We start from the raw sequence: 16,114 nt of genomic DNA, 5'->3' as shown, positions 1-16,114 counted from the left end.
TTTATTTTTGGCGAAAAACGCTGGGCGGCATACCATAGTGCTTTTTAAAGAGCTTTGAGAAGTGAAACTCATCATAGAAATGCAGAGCAGCTGCTATTTCCTTGATAGGCAAATTAGTCGTTTCAAGAGAAACTTTGGCTGACTCTAATTTTAATTTTAGCATATAGCTGCTTGGTGAATGTCCGGTCATGGAACGAAAACGGGCGAAGAAGTAGGTGCGTGACAAACCGCTCTTTTGCACAAGCTCATCGATTTGGATAGGCTTGTTCAAGTTTTTATGAATGAAATAGAGGATTCTGTCCATTTCGTTATGGTTGGGAGCAGCCAAAAACGACTGTTCCCTTGCAAAAAGGAGCAGCACTTCCTGTAGTAGGATGTTGGCGGAATAAGCATAACCAGTTGGTTGTGCGATCAGGGTTTCAATGATTTTTTCGCATAATTGAAGGGCTTCGCTTAACTTCGCAGTGGATAAGATTTCTCCAACAGGAAGGTTGAGAAAGTGAGCCATGTCCAAGCTGCTGAAGTCAATAAAATAAAATTTCCAATTATTATTTTCGCAATTGTAAGTACATGGAACTGTTTCTTTAACGAAGAAAAAGGAGCCAGGGTACAAGTCGTATCGGTCATCGGCTAGGGTGATGACACCATTTCCTTCATAAGTAATAAAAAGCCCGGGTGTAGCAAATCCAGCACTTTTAGTTACTTGATAGGTGTCGTTGGCCTGTACCTTCCAAATGGAAATAAACTTGCAAAGGGGAACGACTGACTTTTCTCCTAAGCTATAGGGTATATCCATGTAGGACACTGCTTTTCACCTGCCTGAAGTTGACATTTTGTATGGATATACATCCATTATAAATGAATTCATATTAATTCGCTCGATTGTTTTAGGTTAGGTATATGAGCATCGCTTACCGTAAGTATCTGGTTAGTCTTGGTGTCACCTGGGGTGTTCACTTGGGTAGGTAAATAGGTGGCTTTTTGATGTATATGTGTATAATGGAGGTATGATAATTACAAAGGTGGACGACATACGATGATTAAATGCACAAATTGTTCGAAAGTCACAGATATTCAAATACAGCGCTGCATCCATTGTGGAAAGATCCTGACGTACACCGTTGCAGAGAAATTCGATATCCTTGCAGAATCCGTTGAGCATGCCTTGAAGAAGGAGCTAGAAGCAAGAAGAAAGTTGAGGCATTAGATCATAGGCAAATAGATTGAAAACTCTGTTCCTACGTCTTTCTCACTGGTGTTACTGAGAAGTCCATAATGGACTTCTCGGAGCCAGAAGGATGCTTGTTAACCGCCCAATGTAAGCTGAGAGAGCCGAAATGGACTTCTCACTGTCGAAAAAGTAGCAAAGTGTTGATGAGAAGTCCAAAAAGGACTTCTCGGAGCCAGAAGGATGCTTGTTAACCGCCCAATATATGCTGAGAGAGCCGAAACGGACTCCTCAACGCCGAAAAAGTAGCAAAGTGTTGATGAGAAGTCCAAAAAGGACTTCTCGGAGCCAGAAGGATGCTTGTTAACCGCCCAATATATGCTGAGAGAGCCGAAATGGACTTCTCACCGTCGAAAAAGTAGCAAAGTGTTGCTGAGAAGTCCAAAAAGGACTTCTCGGAGCTAAAAGGATGCTTGTTAACCGCTAAATGTATGCTGAGAGAGCCGAAATGGACTTCTCACCGTCGAAAAAGTAGCAAAGTGTTGATGTGAAGCCCAAAAAGGACTTCTCAGAGCCAGAAGGATGCTTGTTAACCGCCCATTGTATGCTGAGAGAGCCGAAATGGACTTCTCATCCCCGGAGAAGTAGCAATGTGATTCAAAGTGATTAACATTTCCTTGGTATTTGCGGAAAGTTGTACTGCGTACAACAGTTTCTTTGATTTCTGCCGGCCAGGCTAGAGATGTTGTATTTCATACAACATCTCTAGTCTTATTTCATGCGAAATGGCCATTTTGGGTTGGAATTGTTGTATTCAATACAACATTAGCTGGGATAACGCTAAATGGTTTCAATAAAGGTGTACAAAGTACAACTTTACAAGTTTTCAAACTATCAGGTCAGGATGTTACCTTTTGCATTTTAGCAGGATTATTGATTTTGTAAGGCACGGGATGTTTTGAGAGCTTCTTCGCAACAATCTTACATTCGAACGAGAGCTTGTCCCCGACTTCCAGTTCCAATTTCTTAAGTGTGGCACTGTGGCTGGACCAGGCTTCGCCGATTTCCATCTCTGGTTCGATCATGGAAACAGCTTCGTAGATAATGACTTCATCTTCCGTATCAGAGAAATTGTTCGGTACCGTTGTAAATTCCTTGACTGTAGCTATCATTTTCACTTTTTCTTCGGGAAGTTGAAGCTTTGGAGCTTTTTCTTTTTTAGCCTTTTCTTTTTTCGGCTCTTTAGGGACTTTTTTAACTTCAAGCTCTTCAGTACTAGCTTCTACGTTAGCTTCCACGATAGCTGGAGCATCTTCTTGCAAAGTCTCAAGTTCTAAGACTTCCGCCTCTGTGGAGTCAGCGGAACCTGCACCCCTCTGGCTGTAATTGGCAGCTTGCATCTCCTTCAGGTAGGAGGGGTGGATGCAGTGCAGCTGCTTGTTGTCGAATTCAATGACAGCGGTCATTTTATCCACAAAACCAACAATGCCGCATGGCAGATTCAATCCATTCCCCTTGTAGAAAAAAGCCTTTGTTTTCGCTGCTTTCTCTGAAAGCAAGCCCCATTCTTTACACTGTTCGAGCTGCTCAGTCTCGTCTTCGAAAGTATTATACGAAGCGGGCTGGATGGTAAACGCATGGACCATGTTATATCCGCCTTTCTATTATTTGTTTTGGAAGTATGTATCACTAGTTATTCTAAGCGGTAATCGTCGGTTTTCTCCCCATCTTCCCAAATCTCTACGAAAAGGGCCTCGCAGTTTTCAAAGTCAGTCGGCTTCAGAGAAAGTGCTTTCTCCTCATCTGCGCCTACATAAACATTTTCCATTCCTTCGCCATCGAAGGAGAGGATAAATATATTTTCATATGCCATTGTGCCTCCAGTAATTTGATATTGAACATTATAACACAATTGCGGAAATGTTCGCTTGATGAGCACATATATATCAATACAACCTGTTCTCCATATTGTAAGGGCAGCACTTTCATCCATCCGTTATGAGGGAATCGAAGGAGGGGGTTCGAGGGTGGCGATATATGTATTATTTGTCATCGGGTGTCTATGTGGTTTCTTGTTATTTAGAAAAAATGTGATCACTGTCCGTCAGGAAAAAGGTCCTGAAAAAGTGAAGCTGTCAATCATTATTCCTGCCAGGAATGAAGCATTCAATTTGCCTCATCTCCTCCATGCACTCAAGGTACAAACCTTGGAACCCTTTGAAATTATCGTTGTTGATGATTTTTCGGAGGACGATACGAAGGAAATTGCTGAAAGTTACGGGGTTACTGTCATTAGCAACACAAGTCTCCCGCAGGGATGGACGGGTAAAAACTGGGCTGTATGGAACGGATATTTGCATGCTTCGGGTGATCTAATTGCCTTTCTTGATGCGGATATTCGCTTAGCTCCACGTGCGCTGGAGGCACTGGTTAAGGCGAGAAATAAAGCGGGAGGCGTCGTTTCTGTCGTTCCCTTCCATTATACGGAGAAGTTTGTGGAAAGACTGGCGTTGATCTTTAATGTGCTTGGTGTATTCGCTTTTACATCTCCTTTTGAAAAGAAAAATCCGAAAAAGGGTCTGTATGGCTCCTGCATCTTAACGACTAGGGAGGATTATGAGAAAATCAAGGGACATGAAGGCATCAAGTCGGAGATGTTGGATGATTTGAACCTTGGGGCCTCCTATAGGAATGCCGGGATTCAAGTGACGAATTTTATCGGGCGAGGCCTGGTTTCTTTTCGTATGTATCCACAAGGGATCAAGAGCGAGGTTCAAGGCTTCGGTAAAGGAGCAGTCCTGAGCACGTCAACGTTAAGTCCGGGCACGATCCTCCTTGTTGCCATTTGGGTTGTCGGGCTAATTGCTTCAGAAACTTTCTTCCTATTTATCAACACTTCGTGGGCGCTACCACTTTTCATCGGATATCTCTTATACATGCTTCAGTTGTTTTATTTCATTAAACATGTCGGTATGTTTGGAATCATTATGCCTATTTTGCATGTTCTCTCCACGCTATTTTTCATCTTTGTCATGCTGTATTCCGTTTATCAGGTCGTATTCCTTGGACATGTGTCATGGAAAGGACGGCACGTCAAAGTAGGAAGCAGGAGGGGGCAATGACCATTGTTTGGACGGTTTGTGCCTTTCTATCAGGATCTTTCATGTTTTCTTACTGGCTTGGCCTAATTGCCCAAAAAAACTTGAAGACGGTTGGTGACGGGAATCCGGGGGCTCTAAATCTATGGAAAGCAGCTGGTTATAAGATTGGTGTAGTTGGTATTATTCTCGACTTTTTAAAAGGATACCTTATCCTTCTTTTTGTATTAGGGAATGAAAGGATTCAAGGGTACTCAATGATTTCCATTGCACTGGCTCCGATTATCGGGCATGCCTTTTCTCCATTCCTTAAGGGGAAAGGAGGCAAAGCAATCGCTGTGACCTTCGGCGTATGGAGTGCATTGTCCAGCTTTGAAGTTTCTCTTGCTTTTGCCGTGGTTTTGGCCATTTTACTAAGTGCAATCAAGGTGATCAACAGAGGAAAGTCTACATCGACAGAGGCAGACGGCTTACAGGTTGTAGTCGGTTTTCTGCTGGTAGGTATTTATTTGTATATGAGGGATTATTCGAGTGCGATCCTTTGGGTTTGGTTAGGGAATTTTCTGCTGCTCGCATATACCCATAGATTGGAGCTTACTGTCTATTTAAAAAGGCGATGAAGAAATAAATAAAATGGATCTCGGCCATGATGCCGGGATCCATTTTTTGTGCTCATAAACAGGGCAGAGTGATTACATACAAGGCTAACCATTAGGAAAAACTAGGGGCTAAGCAGAAAGGAGTGAGCCTACGAATGGAAGACAGATTAGCTCTGAGGGAAGAACGGCTAAACGCAATAAGCCACGGCTTGGGCGCGGCGCTAAGTGCCTTCGGTCTTTTTTTACTTTTACAACGTTCCGTTCTGTTTGAAGATCTTGCCTATATCATTAGCAATTTGATTTATGGGGCATCCTTTTGCCTGCTATATCTGTCCTCGACCCTGCTGCATTGCTCACGCTCGAAGAAGTGGGGCGAACGCTTTGAAGTTATGGACCATTCAGCTATCTTTATTGCCATTGCGGGTTCGTATACGCCATTCCTACTGATTACTTTGCAAGGAACTCTTGGATACACTTTGCTGTTTTTGATATGGGGACTAGCTTTCGGAGGCGTGCGCTATGTTCATTTGATCATTAAGCGGTTTATGCCTTGGGGCCTGATTATGTATTTGTTGATGGGTGCCCTCATGGTTTCATTAATCGGTCCGCTAAGTGAACTTCTTCCCTCTATGGCTCTAGCTTGGTTAATGGTCGGAGTCGCTTTTTACTGCATTGGCGTGCCATTCTTTCTTTGGCGAAGGTTAAAATATCACCATGTCATTTGGCATTTGTTTGTGCTTGCGGGAAGCAGCTGCCACTTTATTGCCATATATGCTTATGTGATGCCTGCCGTTTTGTAGGGGTGAAAATGTGCCTAGTGTCCGGCAGGCTGACATCTGCATCGTAATTGGATCTATAAGCTCGGACCGATACGGTTAATGCTGAATTCCTGATGACCTAGAATTTCTGCCTTGGTCAGTTTGCCTTCAGCTACTTCGTAAATTTCCTGCCAGATTTGTTCGCCTGCTTGCTCCAAATTTAATGTTCCAGCGAGCATGCTGCTCACATCCACATCCATATTGTCTTCCATATTTGAGTAGGTGAATTTGTTTGCCGTAATTTTGATCACGGGGACAACAGCTGAACCGGTTGGCGTTCCGCGACCCGTCGTGAAGCAGACTAAGTGCACGCCGCCTGCAGCCATACCGGACACACATTCGATGTCATTTCCCGGTGAATCCATAAAGTATAAGCCATGCTCTGGAACATGCTCAGCGTAACCAATCACATCTTGAATGGGGTGCGTGCCGCATTTGCTGATACAGCCGAGTGATTTCTCCTCAATCGTAGAAAGTCCACCAGCAATGTTGCCAGGACTTGGATTACCGCCGCGCATATCGGCGCCCATGCGCTCGATCTCTGTTTCAAATCGCTGAATAGCTTCGTAAAGCTTATCACTCGTTTCCGTCGAATTGCAGCGGCTGGCCAGAATGTTTTCAGCGCCTATGATTTCCGTCGTCTCACCGATGACAATACTGCCCCCAGCATGCAAGTAATGATAGCGCTTGCACACTTGCGCCCTTATAGAAATGAATAGATTCACCGCTCGGAATATCGCGCAGCACGGTTGCAACATGGTCCTTTTCGCTCATGACAAGACTATCTGTCCTGTGAATGAAGTCATGTGACATTAGATCCCTCCTCAAATAAGCACTTAGAGTTTTCGCAAGAAAACTTGCTTCGTAAGCTTGTGCTTAGAGTTTTTATAAAAGGAAGATGAATGCATTGAATAGAGACTTTTCTCACGCATGTTAGCACAAGACTAAGATAATGGGGGGACTGACTTCATAGTGGATTCCCGTTTTCGCCGAACGTCAGAAGGCGGGAAACTCTTATATTTCTTGTATAGCTTCGTAAAATAGTTAGCGTTTCCGCAGCCAATTCGCTCGGCGATTTCGGTTACTGTCCATTCGGTTTCACGTAGTAAACGATCAGCTTCGTTGATTCGGAGCCAGTTCACATAATCTACGAAGGTACGTCCGGTTAGCTTCTTGAACGTTTTGCAAAAATGGTAAGGGTTCAGATTCACCATCCGTGCGGCCTGTTCAACCGATAATGGCTCGGCAATATGGGATTCTATATGCTGGATCAACGGCTTGAAAGATTCTGAATGACGGGTAGGAGCAGGTTTATCTATAAACTTCTCCGGTAAATATTGTCGAGATAGCAGAGCGAAAAGCAGCTGAAAGTTATGTTTGATAACGAGCTCGTAAGCGGCATTTTGATTCTCAAATTCGGCCGTAGATTCACGAATGAGTCGACGGTAAGGGGCAGCAAGTTCATCCTCGGCAAATAGTTTGGCAGGCATTGAAACTCGCCCGTCCAGAAATGGAAGGATATACCGCTCATGCACGGGATCCGGATGCATCACTCGCAGCAAGGAAGCATTAAATACGACAGCGACATACTCCATTGCTTCATCTGCTGCATTATAGCCAACATGCAAAGCTCCAGCGGGCACGATCAACAGGTCGCCAGCGTGTGCCTCATAAGGACGGCTATCTATATGAAATATCGCTTTGCCAACCTGCATATCAATAATCTCGAAATGTTCATGCCAGTGAAGATACAGAATGTTATCGTCTTTAGCGGTCGTCTGCGGTCGGTTTCGGTAAAAACGGAAGGGATAGCTGCTATCCCAGGGTGGTGTTTTTTCCATTAAATCTTGAGGGTATGTCATGGGCTGACTCACTTCCTAAGCATGCAGGTTAATGATGATATGCGATAATCTTATACCAATATAGAAGAGATATACAGTTATGAACTGAAAGCATGGGTTGGGCAAGCAAAAGTCTCAGTTTTAAAAAAACTCTACAGTCCATCTTAGTTTTGTGCTAGCTCTGATTAAGATCGTCTATTTTTAGTCAGAGACATCTTTCTTATAATAAGGTCATTGTTATCGCATTCATTCAAAGCCAAGGAGGCTAACAGCCATGCAGGAAAACACACCTTTATTATTGACTGATGAGCAAATGAGAGAATTTATTACAAACGGATGTTTAATACTCAAAACCGACTTTTCGAGTGAGTTTCACAGCAATCTTTTAGCACAATTAAACACGGTCTATGCGGAAGAGGGGAACCCCGGCAATAATTTACTACCCCGCATTCGTGAGCTGCAAAAAGTATTCGATCACCCTGTTGTGACAGGTGCATTAACAAGCGTATTAGGCCAGAACTATATGATGCACGCACATAGACATGGACATTTCAATGCTTCAGCAACGGCTGGAGGCTGGCATAAGGACAGCTATTGGGGCTATGACAGAATGCGCAATCATCACCCCAATTGGGCAATGATTATGTATTTCCCACAGGATACACCAGTGGAATTAGGACCGACAGGTGTTATGCCAGGCACACAAAATTACCAGACTCGGACTTTTGAATCGAGTGAACACGAAGGGGAAGTCTTAGCAAGCGGGGAAGCGGGTACCTTTGCGCTGATCCATTATGATATTTGGCATCGTTCCACACCTAATGTGTTAGGAGAGCCGCGCTACATGCTGAAGTTTGAATTCATGCGTACAGAGCTGCCGCAAGCACCTAGTTGGAATAATCAAGAGGCAGCATGGAGGAAGCCAGCCAACTTGCTTTTGCCAATAGCCGAGCATGATTTGATGTGGGAAGAAACCTGGAACTGGCTGTCTGGCAAAATCGGCAGTCTGGCAGGAACAGCTGCATCTGATCCGGATCAAATTAAAGAGTTATCCGCTAAGTTGGATGGTTTTGAACCGCTAGCGATCAATGCAGCCTATGATCTGGCACGTAGAGGGCAGCAGGGTGTGGACGCTTTACTCGAAGGATTAAATAGCGAGAATAAACAAGTATCGCGAATTTCCGCTTATGGATTATCAGTTTCTGGAAGCGAGGCAGTTAAAGGACTACTTGTAGCTTTGCATCATGAGAATATTGAAATCGTTACACATGCGATATTTGCTCTTGGTGAATTAAGAGGTTTAGCGGCAGAAGCCGTTCCTACCTTCATTAAGCTGCTCGAACATCCAGCTGATCGGGTTCGCTGCGCCGTAGTAGATGCACTTGGATTCATGAACACACCGCTGAATGAGATCGTATCAAGCTTAGGTAGATGCTTACAAGATGAGAACGCGCAAGTTCGCTTCATGGCAAGTTTGTCCTTGTCACGATTAGGCTCTCAAGCGGAAGCTGCTGTGCCTCAGTTGGAAATAGCATTGGATGATGAGAACAGATATGTTCGTGCTCATGCTGCGGAATCTCTGAATTATATCGGTTCGGAGCGGGCTAAGAATACGCTGATTAAGTTTCTGCTTAATTCCCGCTGGTGCCCGACAACGACAAAGACAAATTCGTTCTATCCGTAAACGCGTAAAGTAGATTTAGAAAAAGGGCAAATTAACTTTTGCCCTTTTTGCGTTGTTTCCATGTTTCATTTCAACATCGTTTCGTTGTAATCGATCATTTTCGGCTTCAAATCACGGAAAGAAGTTGGTGTGAAACCCGTTTGTTCTCGGAACATGCGGGAAAAATACGATAATTCCATGCCCAGCGAATCGGCGATTTGTGAAACATTTAATTCCGACATCATGAGTAAATCCTTGGCCTTTTCCGAGCGCAAATGGTTCATATATTGAATCGGTGAATAACCCGTAAACTGTTTAAAAGCATTAATAAAGTAGTTAGGATGATAGTGTGCAATTTGGGATAATGTATCTATGGATACGTTGTCAGCGATATGCTGTTCCATATAGTGCAACACACTATTCATTTTCTCGTAAGTAGGGGTAGAAGCCAAGTTCAGCTTGACAGTTTCAGTTTGTTCAATGAAATCGGCAATGAATTCACTTATAATCGCATTGACTCTAAAGGCGGAAGTTAACTCTTCACTTTTATGATAGGCTATCAGTTGTTCGAATTTTTTTTGCAAAGCTTCTGGATCTTTGATCGTAATGAAAGCGGATGTTTGCAAAATCTGAAACAGATCCAAATCCCCGATTTTGGCCGTGAAATGACACCAGTATTTTCCGAAAGTGTGATCGTTTATAGTACCATAAGCTTGATCACTCCCCGCTGGAAGCAGATAAAGTTCACCTGGTTTCGGATAATAGGTCTGATCCCCAACTTTTACAAAGCCTTCTCCCTCGATAATAAAATATAAGCGATTAAACGGACAAGAAGCGTTCGCATCGTTCCAGGATTTCAATACCTTGGTGTAAGCAGCATAGGATAAATCAAGCTTCGCTTTAGCCATATATTTCTTCCAGAAGGTGAGCTGGCTAGGATTCATATCTATTCTCATGGGCTCATATTCCTTTCACGAAGAGTCGGCAAATGCCATCAACAAATTGCTGCTTGCTATAGCCCAGAATTTCTCTATGATACAAGTACTGTTCTGGCGTTAGGGATGCGAGAATTGTGTTAACTGTCAAAGCGACATCGATCTGTCCAATTTCCCCTTGTTGAACAGCACGAGTGATTAAAGGAGCAACAAGGCTGTGAAGTCGGATATAAATAGGTTTTTTGTGTAAATAAAAGCTTCGTTTTTCGGTGTACATTGTGTTGATGACGGAAAGCAAAGAGGCTTTATCGTCCACAAAATCAATGATTCGAATGATCGTGTCCGACAATTGGCTCATAGATGTTACCTCGGGACCTTGATCTGCAAGACCCTCTTCAAGAGAAGTAAGAAACTGGGCTATTGTGGAACGAAGCAGATCGCTGCAAACCTCGCCAATATGGGCGTAGCGGCGATAGAGAGTGCCTTGTCCCACGCCCGACTCTTTGGCAATCTGATGCATGGTAACGGATTCAATTTGATTGGTTTCGAACAAACTTCTGGCAGACGTAAGAATACGCCGGCGATACTCCGAATCACGTTCTTCTCGTCGACCGCAAGGTGGAATTTCTTTCATATCTTGGCAATATAATGAATTCTCATTGGTATCTGGTTGCTTCATATGTGCTCCTCCTCGAAGAACAATCTTAACAAAAGAAATAATTGACATTACGGACAATTGTCCGTAATATGATGTTGCGGACAATTGTCCGTTACTATTGTAGCACGATGGAATACATATTGTGAAGGAGGAACACAACATGAGTCAACCAATAACTTCTGGCACAGCGGAGCCAGAGTTTAAGATTACGAGTATTCTGGTACCGCTCATCGCCATCATATCGGGTATATTTATGGTTATCCTCGACACAACTGCGATGAATGTAGCATTGTCGAAGCTGGTCATCGATTTTAAAACGGATTTACCTACCATTCAATGGACCGTAACAGGCTATATGCTGGCGACTGCGGCCGTCATTCCACTAGCGGGGTGGCTATCAGACCGATTTGGGGCGAAGAACGTATTCCTCACCTCTGTTGTTCTTTTCACTGTAGCATCGGTTTTATGTGCTACACCGAACAGCGCGGAGTTGTTGATTGTTTTCCGTATCCTTCAAGGTTTAGGCGGTGGATTCGTTATGCCTGTTGCTATGGCATACGTATTCCGGTTAAGTCCACCTAACAAAATTGGTCAAGTGATGGGAATGCTGGGTGTGCCTATTTTGCTGGCGCCTGCGATTGGGCCTATCTTATCCGGATGGCTGGTTGAGTACCATTCCTGGCACTGGATTTTCTTAATTAATCTTCCCGTTGGTATTTTCAGCTTTATCTTTGGACTATGGAAGCTGCCGGCTGTCGCACGTAAGAAAGTAGCTGGTTTTGATTTACCAGGTATGATTCTAGGGCCCATCGCCTTTGCATCCTTATCTTATGGGATAACACAAGGTGCTGAAAGTTGGACATCTGATAAAACGCTGTGGGGCATCATCATTGGAGCTGTCGCCTTGATCGCCTTTATCATTGTTGAACTTAAATCCAAACTCCCTCTGCTCGAGTTGAGAGTGTTCAAATCTGTTGATTTTTCCTTCGGTATTTTCGTACAGTGGGTACTGCAATTCTGCTTGTTCGGGGCTATTTTCCTGCTTCCGCAATTTCTTCAGCAAGCCCGCGGGTACGGTGCTTTCGATACGGGGATGACGTTATTCCCGCAAGCGTTAGCTTCGGCCGTTATGATGCCGATTGGCGGTTACTTATTTGATAAAATCGGTGTTCGCTGGTTGGTTGTCGCTGGACTCAGTCTTGTATCCGGAGCGATCTTTCAATATTCGCATGTCGATCTAACGACAGAAGGACATGACTTAATTTTACCGCTTATTATGGCTGGCTCTGGTATGGGACTTATGATGATGCCGCTTAATTCGCATCTGATTAAGAAAGCTCCGCATGATTTGGTGAGTCGAGTTACTTCTTTAACTAGTGCGATGCAGCAAGTAATTAATTCTTTCGCCGTTGCTACCTTGGTGACAATTCTCTCGTCGCGCGTGAACTCATCCATAGCTGCAAAAAACATTCCAATAAACAGCCCAGCTGATATGCAAAAAGCTATGCTTGCTGTAGCGCCAGAAGCATTCGGCCAGACTTTCCACGTGATGCTAATTATTGCGATCTGTGGGATATTCTTAGGCTTGTTCCTTCGCCGTGACAAGACACAGCCTAGTGAGGCTGTAAAACAAGAAGTCGCGTTAGAAGGACTACACTAGATACGAACAATTGTACAAGAAGCTTACCGATGAATCGGTAGGCTTTTTTTGTACGATTCTACATAGAAGTTGGTATTTATGGAATTCTAAATAATAGCGCAAAACATCCTATTAGGGGGCAATACAATGAGTCAAGATGAGCATCATATTCAATTAACTTCTGGTGATATCGCACCTCTATGGGGAGGTTATTTAAGTGACAGTATGGTCAATTGTGTGCTCAAACATTTTTTGCATACTGTTGAGGATGGTGACGTAAAACCAATCATTGAATACGCACTTGGACTGACAATGGAACATATGGAATTTAGTAACAAGTTGTTTAAAGACGAAAAGTTCCCTATCCCTCTAGCCTTTACAGAGAAGGATGTCAACTTAAATGCGCCAAGACTATTTTCAGATGGATATATGCTTCTTTATCTCAGGCATATGGGCATTGCTGGTACAATTACTTATGGAGTGGCGTTAGCAAGCAGTTCAAGACAAGATATACGTGCATTCTATCATCATAATTTGAAGACCGCGGCTGAGCTGCTGGAGAAATCTACGGCTATTTTGCAATCTAAAGGAATTCTCCCTAGAAGTCCGTTCATACCCTATCCGGATTCTGTTGAGTATGTACACAAAGAAAGTTGGTTAAATGGACTGCTGGGTGATCGTAGACCCTTAAATGCAGTAGAAATCTCAAACCTTCATATGAATATTATGAAGAACAGCATAGGTCAGGCATTGATGTTAGGTTTTTCTCAAGTTGCTCAAACCAAAGAAGTCATTGCATATATCGTGCGCGGCAGAGATATCTCCAAGAAGCATGTCGAAGTATTCAACGCGTTATTACGCGATGACCAGCTGCCGGCACCCACGACATGGGAAACAGAAATTTCGAATTCTAAAGAGTCCCCATTTTCCGATAAGTTAATGCTCTACCATACGGTATTTCTTGCAGCGATAGGAATGGGGAACTATGGAGCTTCTCTCGCAGCAAGCATGAGGAGAGATTTGACAACGGTATACATTCGGCTTACAGCTGAAATCGGAACCTACGCAGACGATGGCGCAGAGCTTACGATAAAGAATGATTGGATGGAAAAAATACCTGGTGCGATCGAACGTAATGCGTTACTCTCCTTATAAGCGGTGATTTAAATGGTCGAATATAGTGATTTTTCTTCAATAAAAAACCATCCAATGTTCGTACTGGATGGTCTTTGGTATGTCTGGATTGTACAGCTATACATTTTTACTCTTCTTGGTGGTTGGTTTTTTCTTAGCAGGAATCTTCTGTGGCATCGCTGAGACCCATTGCAAGGATTGCTCGATCCACGTCGTAATTGTATCAGGTGTTTCCCGCCACTGCTCCGGTAAGGTGACATATTCCTTCATCGGTTTGCCCGGCATGGGGGAAAATAACGATGCTCCTTCTTGCTCGAAAAGACGAGTACGAATTGTTTTTCTATGATTCCATAATCGTCTTAAGTCGCTTCAAGTCTCCTTGAATGCTTCTTCTGACTTGGGGAGACATGATGAGGTCCGTTAACTTATAGAAGCCTTCAGAGGTACCTTCAACACGTATTTGTGCCAATGTTCCTTCATTTTCATCATCAAATTGATACGTGACTTTCATCGGAAACGGACCTTTGATCGATTGCATCACCATCAGATGCTCGGGTACATAGTCAACTACTTTAAGAACATAATGAATTTCCTTACCCAGAAATCTGGCAATTCGTCTTACCTGAGTTCCCAAGCCAATGGGGCGTTCGGTAAGGAGTTCAGCCTCCGTAATGCCTTTGGTCCATTTGGGATCATTGGTTGGTTCCATCGCATATCGAGCAACCTCTTTACGGCTCTGAGCAATCACCAGCTTGGCCGAAACATCAATTCCCATATCTATAATCTCCTTATTTCATATCGTATCGAAAATAGTTCGTAAAATCAGTCGCTGTTGGACACTCGTATTTTAGCAATCACTTACGTAAGTGTCAACTTAAATAGTTTCATTAGTTAAGTTGACACTTAATTAAGTATATGCTAAATTAACGTCATGATCGAAAAAGTGATCCAAGCCATCGTAGAGCCAAGACGCAGAGATATTTTATATCTCGTACGTGATGGAGAGCTTACATCAAGCTCCATCGCGTCCCATTTTGACATTTCGGCACCAGCAGTATCTCAACATCTTAAGGTTCTTGAGGAATCCGGACTACTTGTGGTTCGGAGAGAGGGAACCAAGCGGTATTATCGTATGAGGAGGGAAGGTTTTGCTGATCTGAAAGAATACATTGACCGTTTCTGGGATGACAGTCTACTGCTATTGAAGGAAGCCGCAGAAGAAGAAGAGAGGAGACAGCGTAACCGTGAATCAAATGAATCAAACAAGCGACACGATTAGGAAAGAGATGTTCATCGATTGCCGTCCGGAGATCTTATTCTCCTTTTTTACAGACCCTGAGAAGATGGTTCGTTGGATGGGTAGACATATTCTGCTCGAGCCAAGCATCGGAGGAAAATATCGGATCGATGTTAATGGATCGGATATTGCGATGGGGGAGTATAAAGAGATTATTCCTAACGAGAAAATCGTTATGACGTGGGGCTGGGAGAAGTCCAAGGTGGTTCCACCTGGTTCAAGCACACTCGAATTTAAATTCACAGCTAAAGACAAAGGTACTGTTCTGCTATTAACTCACTGCGATTTGCCGGTCGAAGAAGTCGCCGCCCACACAGAGGGTTGGATGCACTATACAACTAGACTCCAAACGTTGGCTGAGGGTGGAGATCCTGGTATAGATCCTTGGTCGGTTAAGGCCATGCACTAATATTAGAAGTTCATGGGGAGATGGAAGGCAATGACAACATTATCTTGCGATTGTGGATTCAAAGTAGAAGAGGAAAACCGGTACGAAGTAGAGGCGAAGATGTGGCATCATGCCATTCACGATCACGCTGATATGTTGAAAAGCATGTCTGTGGAGCAGCTTACACAATGGTTGATGGGAAAAGATAAGCAATTAGGCGATTCTTCAGCTATTCATCAGGAGGTTGTGTTCGCGGCAAGCCCAAACCGCGTTTATGAAGCATTGACCGATTCTGCACAGTTTAGCAAAGTCTCGGGAGGAGCTCCTACAGAAATAACTCCGGAGGCTGGCGGTTCTTTCTCTTGCTTCGCAGGGATGATTGTAGGGAAAAATATTGAGCTGGAGCCAAACAAGCGAATCGTTCAAGCATGGCGTGTCGCGAATTGGGAAGAAGGCGTATATTCTCTAGTGAAGTTCGAATTGGAAGGGCAAGGTACAGAAACCCGCCTAATCTTTAGCCATACAGGCTTTCCTGAAGGCCAAGAATCTCACCTGGCTCCAGGCTGGCATACAAACTATTGGGAACCGCTCAAGAAGTACCTAGCCTAAGGGGGGGCCCAAAAGGCATATTTGGAAAATTAAGCTCCTACTTTGTGAATTTCGCAGTCTGCCCGCTGCTTCCATTGGATTAATCCAGTGGAAGTAGGGATTTGGCGACCTAAAAGACAATTACATTGGAATAATTCCAATAGAATCACGAATTTCGAAGCCTGAGAGTAGATTCCATTGGAAAAATCCAATGGAAGTATGAATTTCATTCTGAATAAAGATTCGAATGTCACAATAGGCCTTATGGGGCTGTTCTCAAGTAGATTT

General features: G+C 43.7%; 19 protein-coding genes and 1 pseudogene. 10 read left to right on the top strand and 10 right to left on the bottom strand.

Annotation, left to right across the window (positions count from 1 at the left end):
- Window position 1: 1 nt before the first annotated feature.
- Entirely contained in the window at window positions 2-796 is a 795-nt protein-coding gene (locus GC098_RS01995; RefSeq protein WP_171640474.1) for an AraC family transcriptional regulator, read from the bottom strand.
- Window positions 797-1,036: 240 nt separating this feature from the next.
- Here GC098_RS01995 and GC098_RS01990 point away from each other — a divergent pair, with 240 nt between their 5' ends.
- Window positions 1,037-1,207, top strand: coding sequence for a hypothetical protein (locus GC098_RS01990; protein ID WP_171640473.1), 171 nt, complete (start codon window positions 1,037-1,039; stop codon window positions 1,205-1,207).
- An 860-nt stretch (window positions 1,208-2,067) separates the two neighbouring features.
- Here GC098_RS01990 and GC098_RS01985 read toward each other — a convergent pair.
- Both GC098_RS01985 and GC098_RS01980 read right to left on the bottom strand, forming a co-directional pair.
- Window positions 2,068-2,814: a hypothetical protein gene (locus tag GC098_RS01985; RefSeq protein WP_171640471.1), complete on the bottom strand. Its 747-nt coding sequence runs from the start codon at window positions 2,812-2,814 to the stop codon at window positions 2,068-2,070.
- 47 nt (window positions 2,815-2,861) lie between these two features.
- Window positions 2,862-3,041 carry a hypothetical protein gene (locus tag GC098_RS01980; RefSeq protein ID WP_171640442.1) on the bottom strand — a complete coding sequence of 60 codons (180 nt, stop codon included), beginning with the start codon at window positions 3,039-3,041 and terminating at the stop codon, window positions 2,862-2,864.
- A gap of 154 nt (window positions 3,042-3,195) precedes the next feature.
- Between GC098_RS01980 and GC098_RS01975 the strand changes: the two genes are divergently transcribed.
- The 3 genes from GC098_RS01975 to trhA all read left to right on the top strand — a co-directional run bounded on the left by GC098_RS01975 (window position 3,196) and on the right by trhA (window position 5,665).
- Window positions 3,196-4,290 carry a glycosyltransferase family 2 protein gene (locus tag GC098_RS01975; RefSeq protein ID WP_171640469.1) on the top strand — a complete coding sequence of 365 codons (1,095 nt, stop codon included), beginning with the start codon at window positions 3,196-3,198 and terminating at the stop codon, window positions 4,288-4,290.
- On the top strand, window positions 4,287-4,886 hold the full coding sequence (locus tag GC098_RS01970; RefSeq protein WP_171640467.1) for a glycerol-3-phosphate acyltransferase: 600 nt from the start codon (window positions 4,287-4,289) through the stop codon (window positions 4,884-4,886). The genes GC098_RS01975 and GC098_RS01970 overlap by 4 nt, the downstream gene beginning before the upstream one ends.
- 134 nt (window positions 4,887-5,020) lie before the next feature.
- Window positions 5,021-5,665, top strand: coding sequence for a PAQR family membrane homeostasis protein TrhA (gene trhA / locus GC098_RS01965; protein WP_171640465.1), 645 nt, complete (start codon window positions 5,021-5,023; stop codon window positions 5,663-5,665).
- A gap of 53 nt (window positions 5,666-5,718) precedes the next feature.
- Here the strand turns inward: trhA and GC098_RS01960 are convergent.
- The 3 genes and pseudogenes from GC098_RS01960 to GC098_RS01950 all read right to left on the bottom strand — a co-directional run.
- Window positions 5,719-6,348 (bottom strand): annotated as a pseudogene (locus GC098_RS01960) (UxaA family hydrolase); the annotation flags it as partial.
- On the bottom strand, window positions 6,326-6,496 hold the full coding sequence (locus GC098_RS01955) for a hypothetical protein (protein ID WP_171640463.1): 171 nt from the start codon (window positions 6,494-6,496) through the stop codon (window positions 6,326-6,328). The pseudogene GC098_RS01960 and the gene GC098_RS01955, both read right to left, overlap by 23 nt.
- Before the next feature lie 131 nt (window positions 6,497-6,627).
- Window positions 6,628-7,524 carry a helix-turn-helix transcriptional regulator gene (locus GC098_RS01950; RefSeq protein ID WP_246358370.1) on the bottom strand — a complete coding sequence of 299 codons (897 nt, stop codon included), beginning with the start codon at window positions 7,522-7,524 and terminating at the stop codon, window positions 6,628-6,630.
- 274 nt (window positions 7,525-7,798) lie between these two features.
- On the opposite strand from GC098_RS01950, the gene GC098_RS01945 reads away from it, so the two are divergent.
- Window positions 7,799-9,208, top strand: a complete 1,410-nt coding sequence (locus GC098_RS01945; RefSeq protein WP_171640459.1) for a HEAT repeat domain-containing protein — start codon at window positions 7,799-7,801, stop codon at window positions 9,206-9,208.
- Window positions 9,209-9,273: 65 nt separating this feature from the next.
- On the opposite strand, the gene GC098_RS01940 is transcribed toward GC098_RS01945, so the two are convergent.
- Entirely contained in the window at window positions 9,274-10,143 is an 870-nt protein-coding gene (locus GC098_RS01940; protein ID WP_171640457.1) for an AraC family transcriptional regulator, read from the bottom strand.
- 4 nt (window positions 10,144-10,147) lie between these two features.
- Complete coding sequence (locus GC098_RS01935) at window positions 10,148-10,801, bottom strand: TetR/AcrR family transcriptional regulator (protein WP_171640455.1); 654 nt, start codon at window positions 10,799-10,801, stop codon at window positions 10,148-10,150.
- 139 nt (window positions 10,802-10,940) lie between these two features.
- Here GC098_RS01935 and GC098_RS01930 point away from each other — a divergent pair, with 139 nt between their 5' ends.
- Window positions 10,941-12,440, top strand: coding sequence for an MDR family MFS transporter (locus tag GC098_RS01930; protein WP_171640453.1), 1,500 nt, complete (start codon window positions 10,941-10,943; stop codon window positions 12,438-12,440).
- 126 nt (window positions 12,441-12,566) lie between these two features.
- Window positions 12,567-13,574: a DUF3231 family protein gene (locus GC098_RS01925; RefSeq protein WP_171640451.1), complete on the top strand. Its 1,008-nt coding sequence runs from the start codon at window positions 12,567-12,569 to the stop codon at window positions 13,572-13,574.
- A gap of 96 nt (window positions 13,575-13,670) precedes the next feature.
- On the opposite strand, the gene GC098_RS01920 is transcribed toward GC098_RS01925, so the two are convergent.
- On the bottom strand, window positions 13,671-13,838 hold the full coding sequence (locus GC098_RS01920; RefSeq protein WP_171640449.1) for a hypothetical protein: 168 nt from the start codon (window positions 13,836-13,838) through the stop codon (window positions 13,671-13,673).
- A gap of 55 nt (window positions 13,839-13,893) precedes the next feature.
- Window positions 13,894-14,328 carry an SRPBCC family protein gene (locus GC098_RS01915; protein WP_171640447.1) on the bottom strand — a complete coding sequence of 145 codons (435 nt, stop codon included), beginning with the start codon at window positions 14,326-14,328 and terminating at the stop codon, window positions 13,894-13,896.
- A 156-nt stretch (window positions 14,329-14,484) separates the two neighbouring features.
- On the opposite strand from GC098_RS01915, the gene GC098_RS01910 reads away from it, so the two are divergent.
- Genes GC098_RS01910 through GC098_RS01900 form a run of 3 tightly spaced genes read left to right on the top strand, consistent with a single transcriptional unit; the run spans window position 14,485 to window position 15,847 of the window.
- The gene (locus tag GC098_RS01910) at window positions 14,485-14,832 is read left to right on the top strand and encodes an ArsR/SmtB family transcription factor (protein ID WP_198146170.1); all 348 of its coding nucleotides are present in this window, start codon (window positions 14,485-14,487) and stop codon (window positions 14,830-14,832) included.
- Window positions 14,807-15,259, top strand: coding sequence for an SRPBCC domain-containing protein (locus tag GC098_RS01905; protein WP_246358374.1), 453 nt, complete (start codon window positions 14,807-14,809; stop codon window positions 15,257-15,259). The genes GC098_RS01910 and GC098_RS01905 overlap by 26 nt, the downstream gene beginning before the upstream one ends.
- Before the next feature lie 30 nt (window positions 15,260-15,289).
- Entirely contained in the window at window positions 15,290-15,847 is a 558-nt protein-coding gene (locus GC098_RS01900) for an SRPBCC family protein (RefSeq protein ID WP_246358369.1), read from the top strand.
- Window positions 15,848-16,114: the final 267 nt, after the last annotated feature.

This window comes from Paenibacillus phytorum, assembly GCF_013141715.1.
Lineage (GTDB): Bacteria > Bacillota > Bacilli > Paenibacillales > NBRC-103111 > Paenibacillus_E > Paenibacillus_E phytorum.
This window is presented reverse-complemented; position numbering and strand designations above follow the sequence as displayed.

What these genes read in the sequence shown, in the direction of transcription:
- GC098_RS01995 (WP_171640474.1), bottom strand. Translation starts at nt 796, where the DNA reads ATGGATATACCCTATAGCTTAGGAGAAAAGTCAGTCGTTCCCCTTTGC.
- GC098_RS01990 (WP_171640473.1), top strand. Translation starts at nt 1,037, where the DNA reads ATGATTAAATGCACAAATTGTTCGAAAGTCACAGATATTCAAATACAG.
- GC098_RS01985 (WP_171640471.1), bottom strand. Translation starts at nt 2,814, where the DNA reads ATGGTCCATGCGTTTACCATCCAGCCCGCTTCGTATAATACTTTCGAA.
- GC098_RS01980 (WP_171640442.1), bottom strand. Translation starts at nt 3,041, where the DNA reads ATGGCATATGAAAATATATTTATCCTCTCCTTCGATGGCGAAGGAATG.
- GC098_RS01970 (WP_171640467.1), top strand. Translation starts at nt 4,287, where the DNA reads ATGACCATTGTTTGGACGGTTTGTGCCTTTCTATCAGGATCTTTCATG.
- trhA (WP_171640465.1), top strand. Translation starts at nt 5,021, where the DNA reads ATGGAAGACAGATTAGCTCTGAGGGAAGAACGGCTAAACGCAATAAGC.
- GC098_RS01955 (WP_171640463.1), bottom strand. Translation starts at nt 6,496, where the DNA reads ATGTCACATGACTTCATTCACAGGACAGATAGTCTTGTCATGAGCGAA.
- GC098_RS01950 (WP_246358370.1), bottom strand. Translation starts at nt 7,524, where the DNA reads ATGGAAAAAACACCACCCTGGGATAGCAGCTATCCCTTCCGTTTTTAC.
- GC098_RS01945 (WP_171640459.1), top strand. Translation starts at nt 7,799, where the DNA reads ATGCAGGAAAACACACCTTTATTATTGACTGATGAGCAAATGAGAGAA.
- GC098_RS01940 (WP_171640457.1), bottom strand. Translation starts at nt 10,143, where the DNA reads ATGAGAATAGATATGAATCCTAGCCAGCTCACCTTCTGGAAGAAATAT.
- GC098_RS01935 (WP_171640455.1), bottom strand. Translation starts at nt 10,801, where the DNA reads ATGAAGCAACCAGATACCAATGAGAATTCATTATATTGCCAAGATATG.
- GC098_RS01930 (WP_171640453.1), top strand. Translation starts at nt 10,941, where the DNA reads ATGAGTCAACCAATAACTTCTGGCACAGCGGAGCCAGAGTTTAAGATT.
- GC098_RS01925 (WP_171640451.1), top strand. Translation starts at nt 12,567, where the DNA reads ATGAGTCAAGATGAGCATCATATTCAATTAACTTCTGGTGATATCGCA.
- GC098_RS01920 (WP_171640449.1), bottom strand. Translation starts at nt 13,838, where the DNA reads ATGCCGGGCAAACCGATGAAGGAATATGTCACCTTACCGGAGCAGTGG.
- GC098_RS01915 (WP_171640447.1), bottom strand. Translation starts at nt 14,328, where the DNA reads ATGGGAATTGATGTTTCGGCCAAGCTGGTGATTGCTCAGAGCCGTAAA.
- GC098_RS01910 (WP_198146170.1), top strand. Translation starts at nt 14,485, where the DNA reads ATGATCGAAAAAGTGATCCAAGCCATCGTAGAGCCAAGACGCAGAGAT.
- GC098_RS01905 (WP_246358374.1), top strand. Translation starts at nt 14,807, where the DNA reads ATGAATCAAACAAGCGACACGATTAGGAAAGAGATGTTCATCGATTGC.
- GC098_RS01900 (WP_246358369.1), top strand. Translation starts at nt 15,290, where the DNA reads ATGACAACATTATCTTGCGATTGTGGATTCAAAGTAGAAGAGGAAAAC.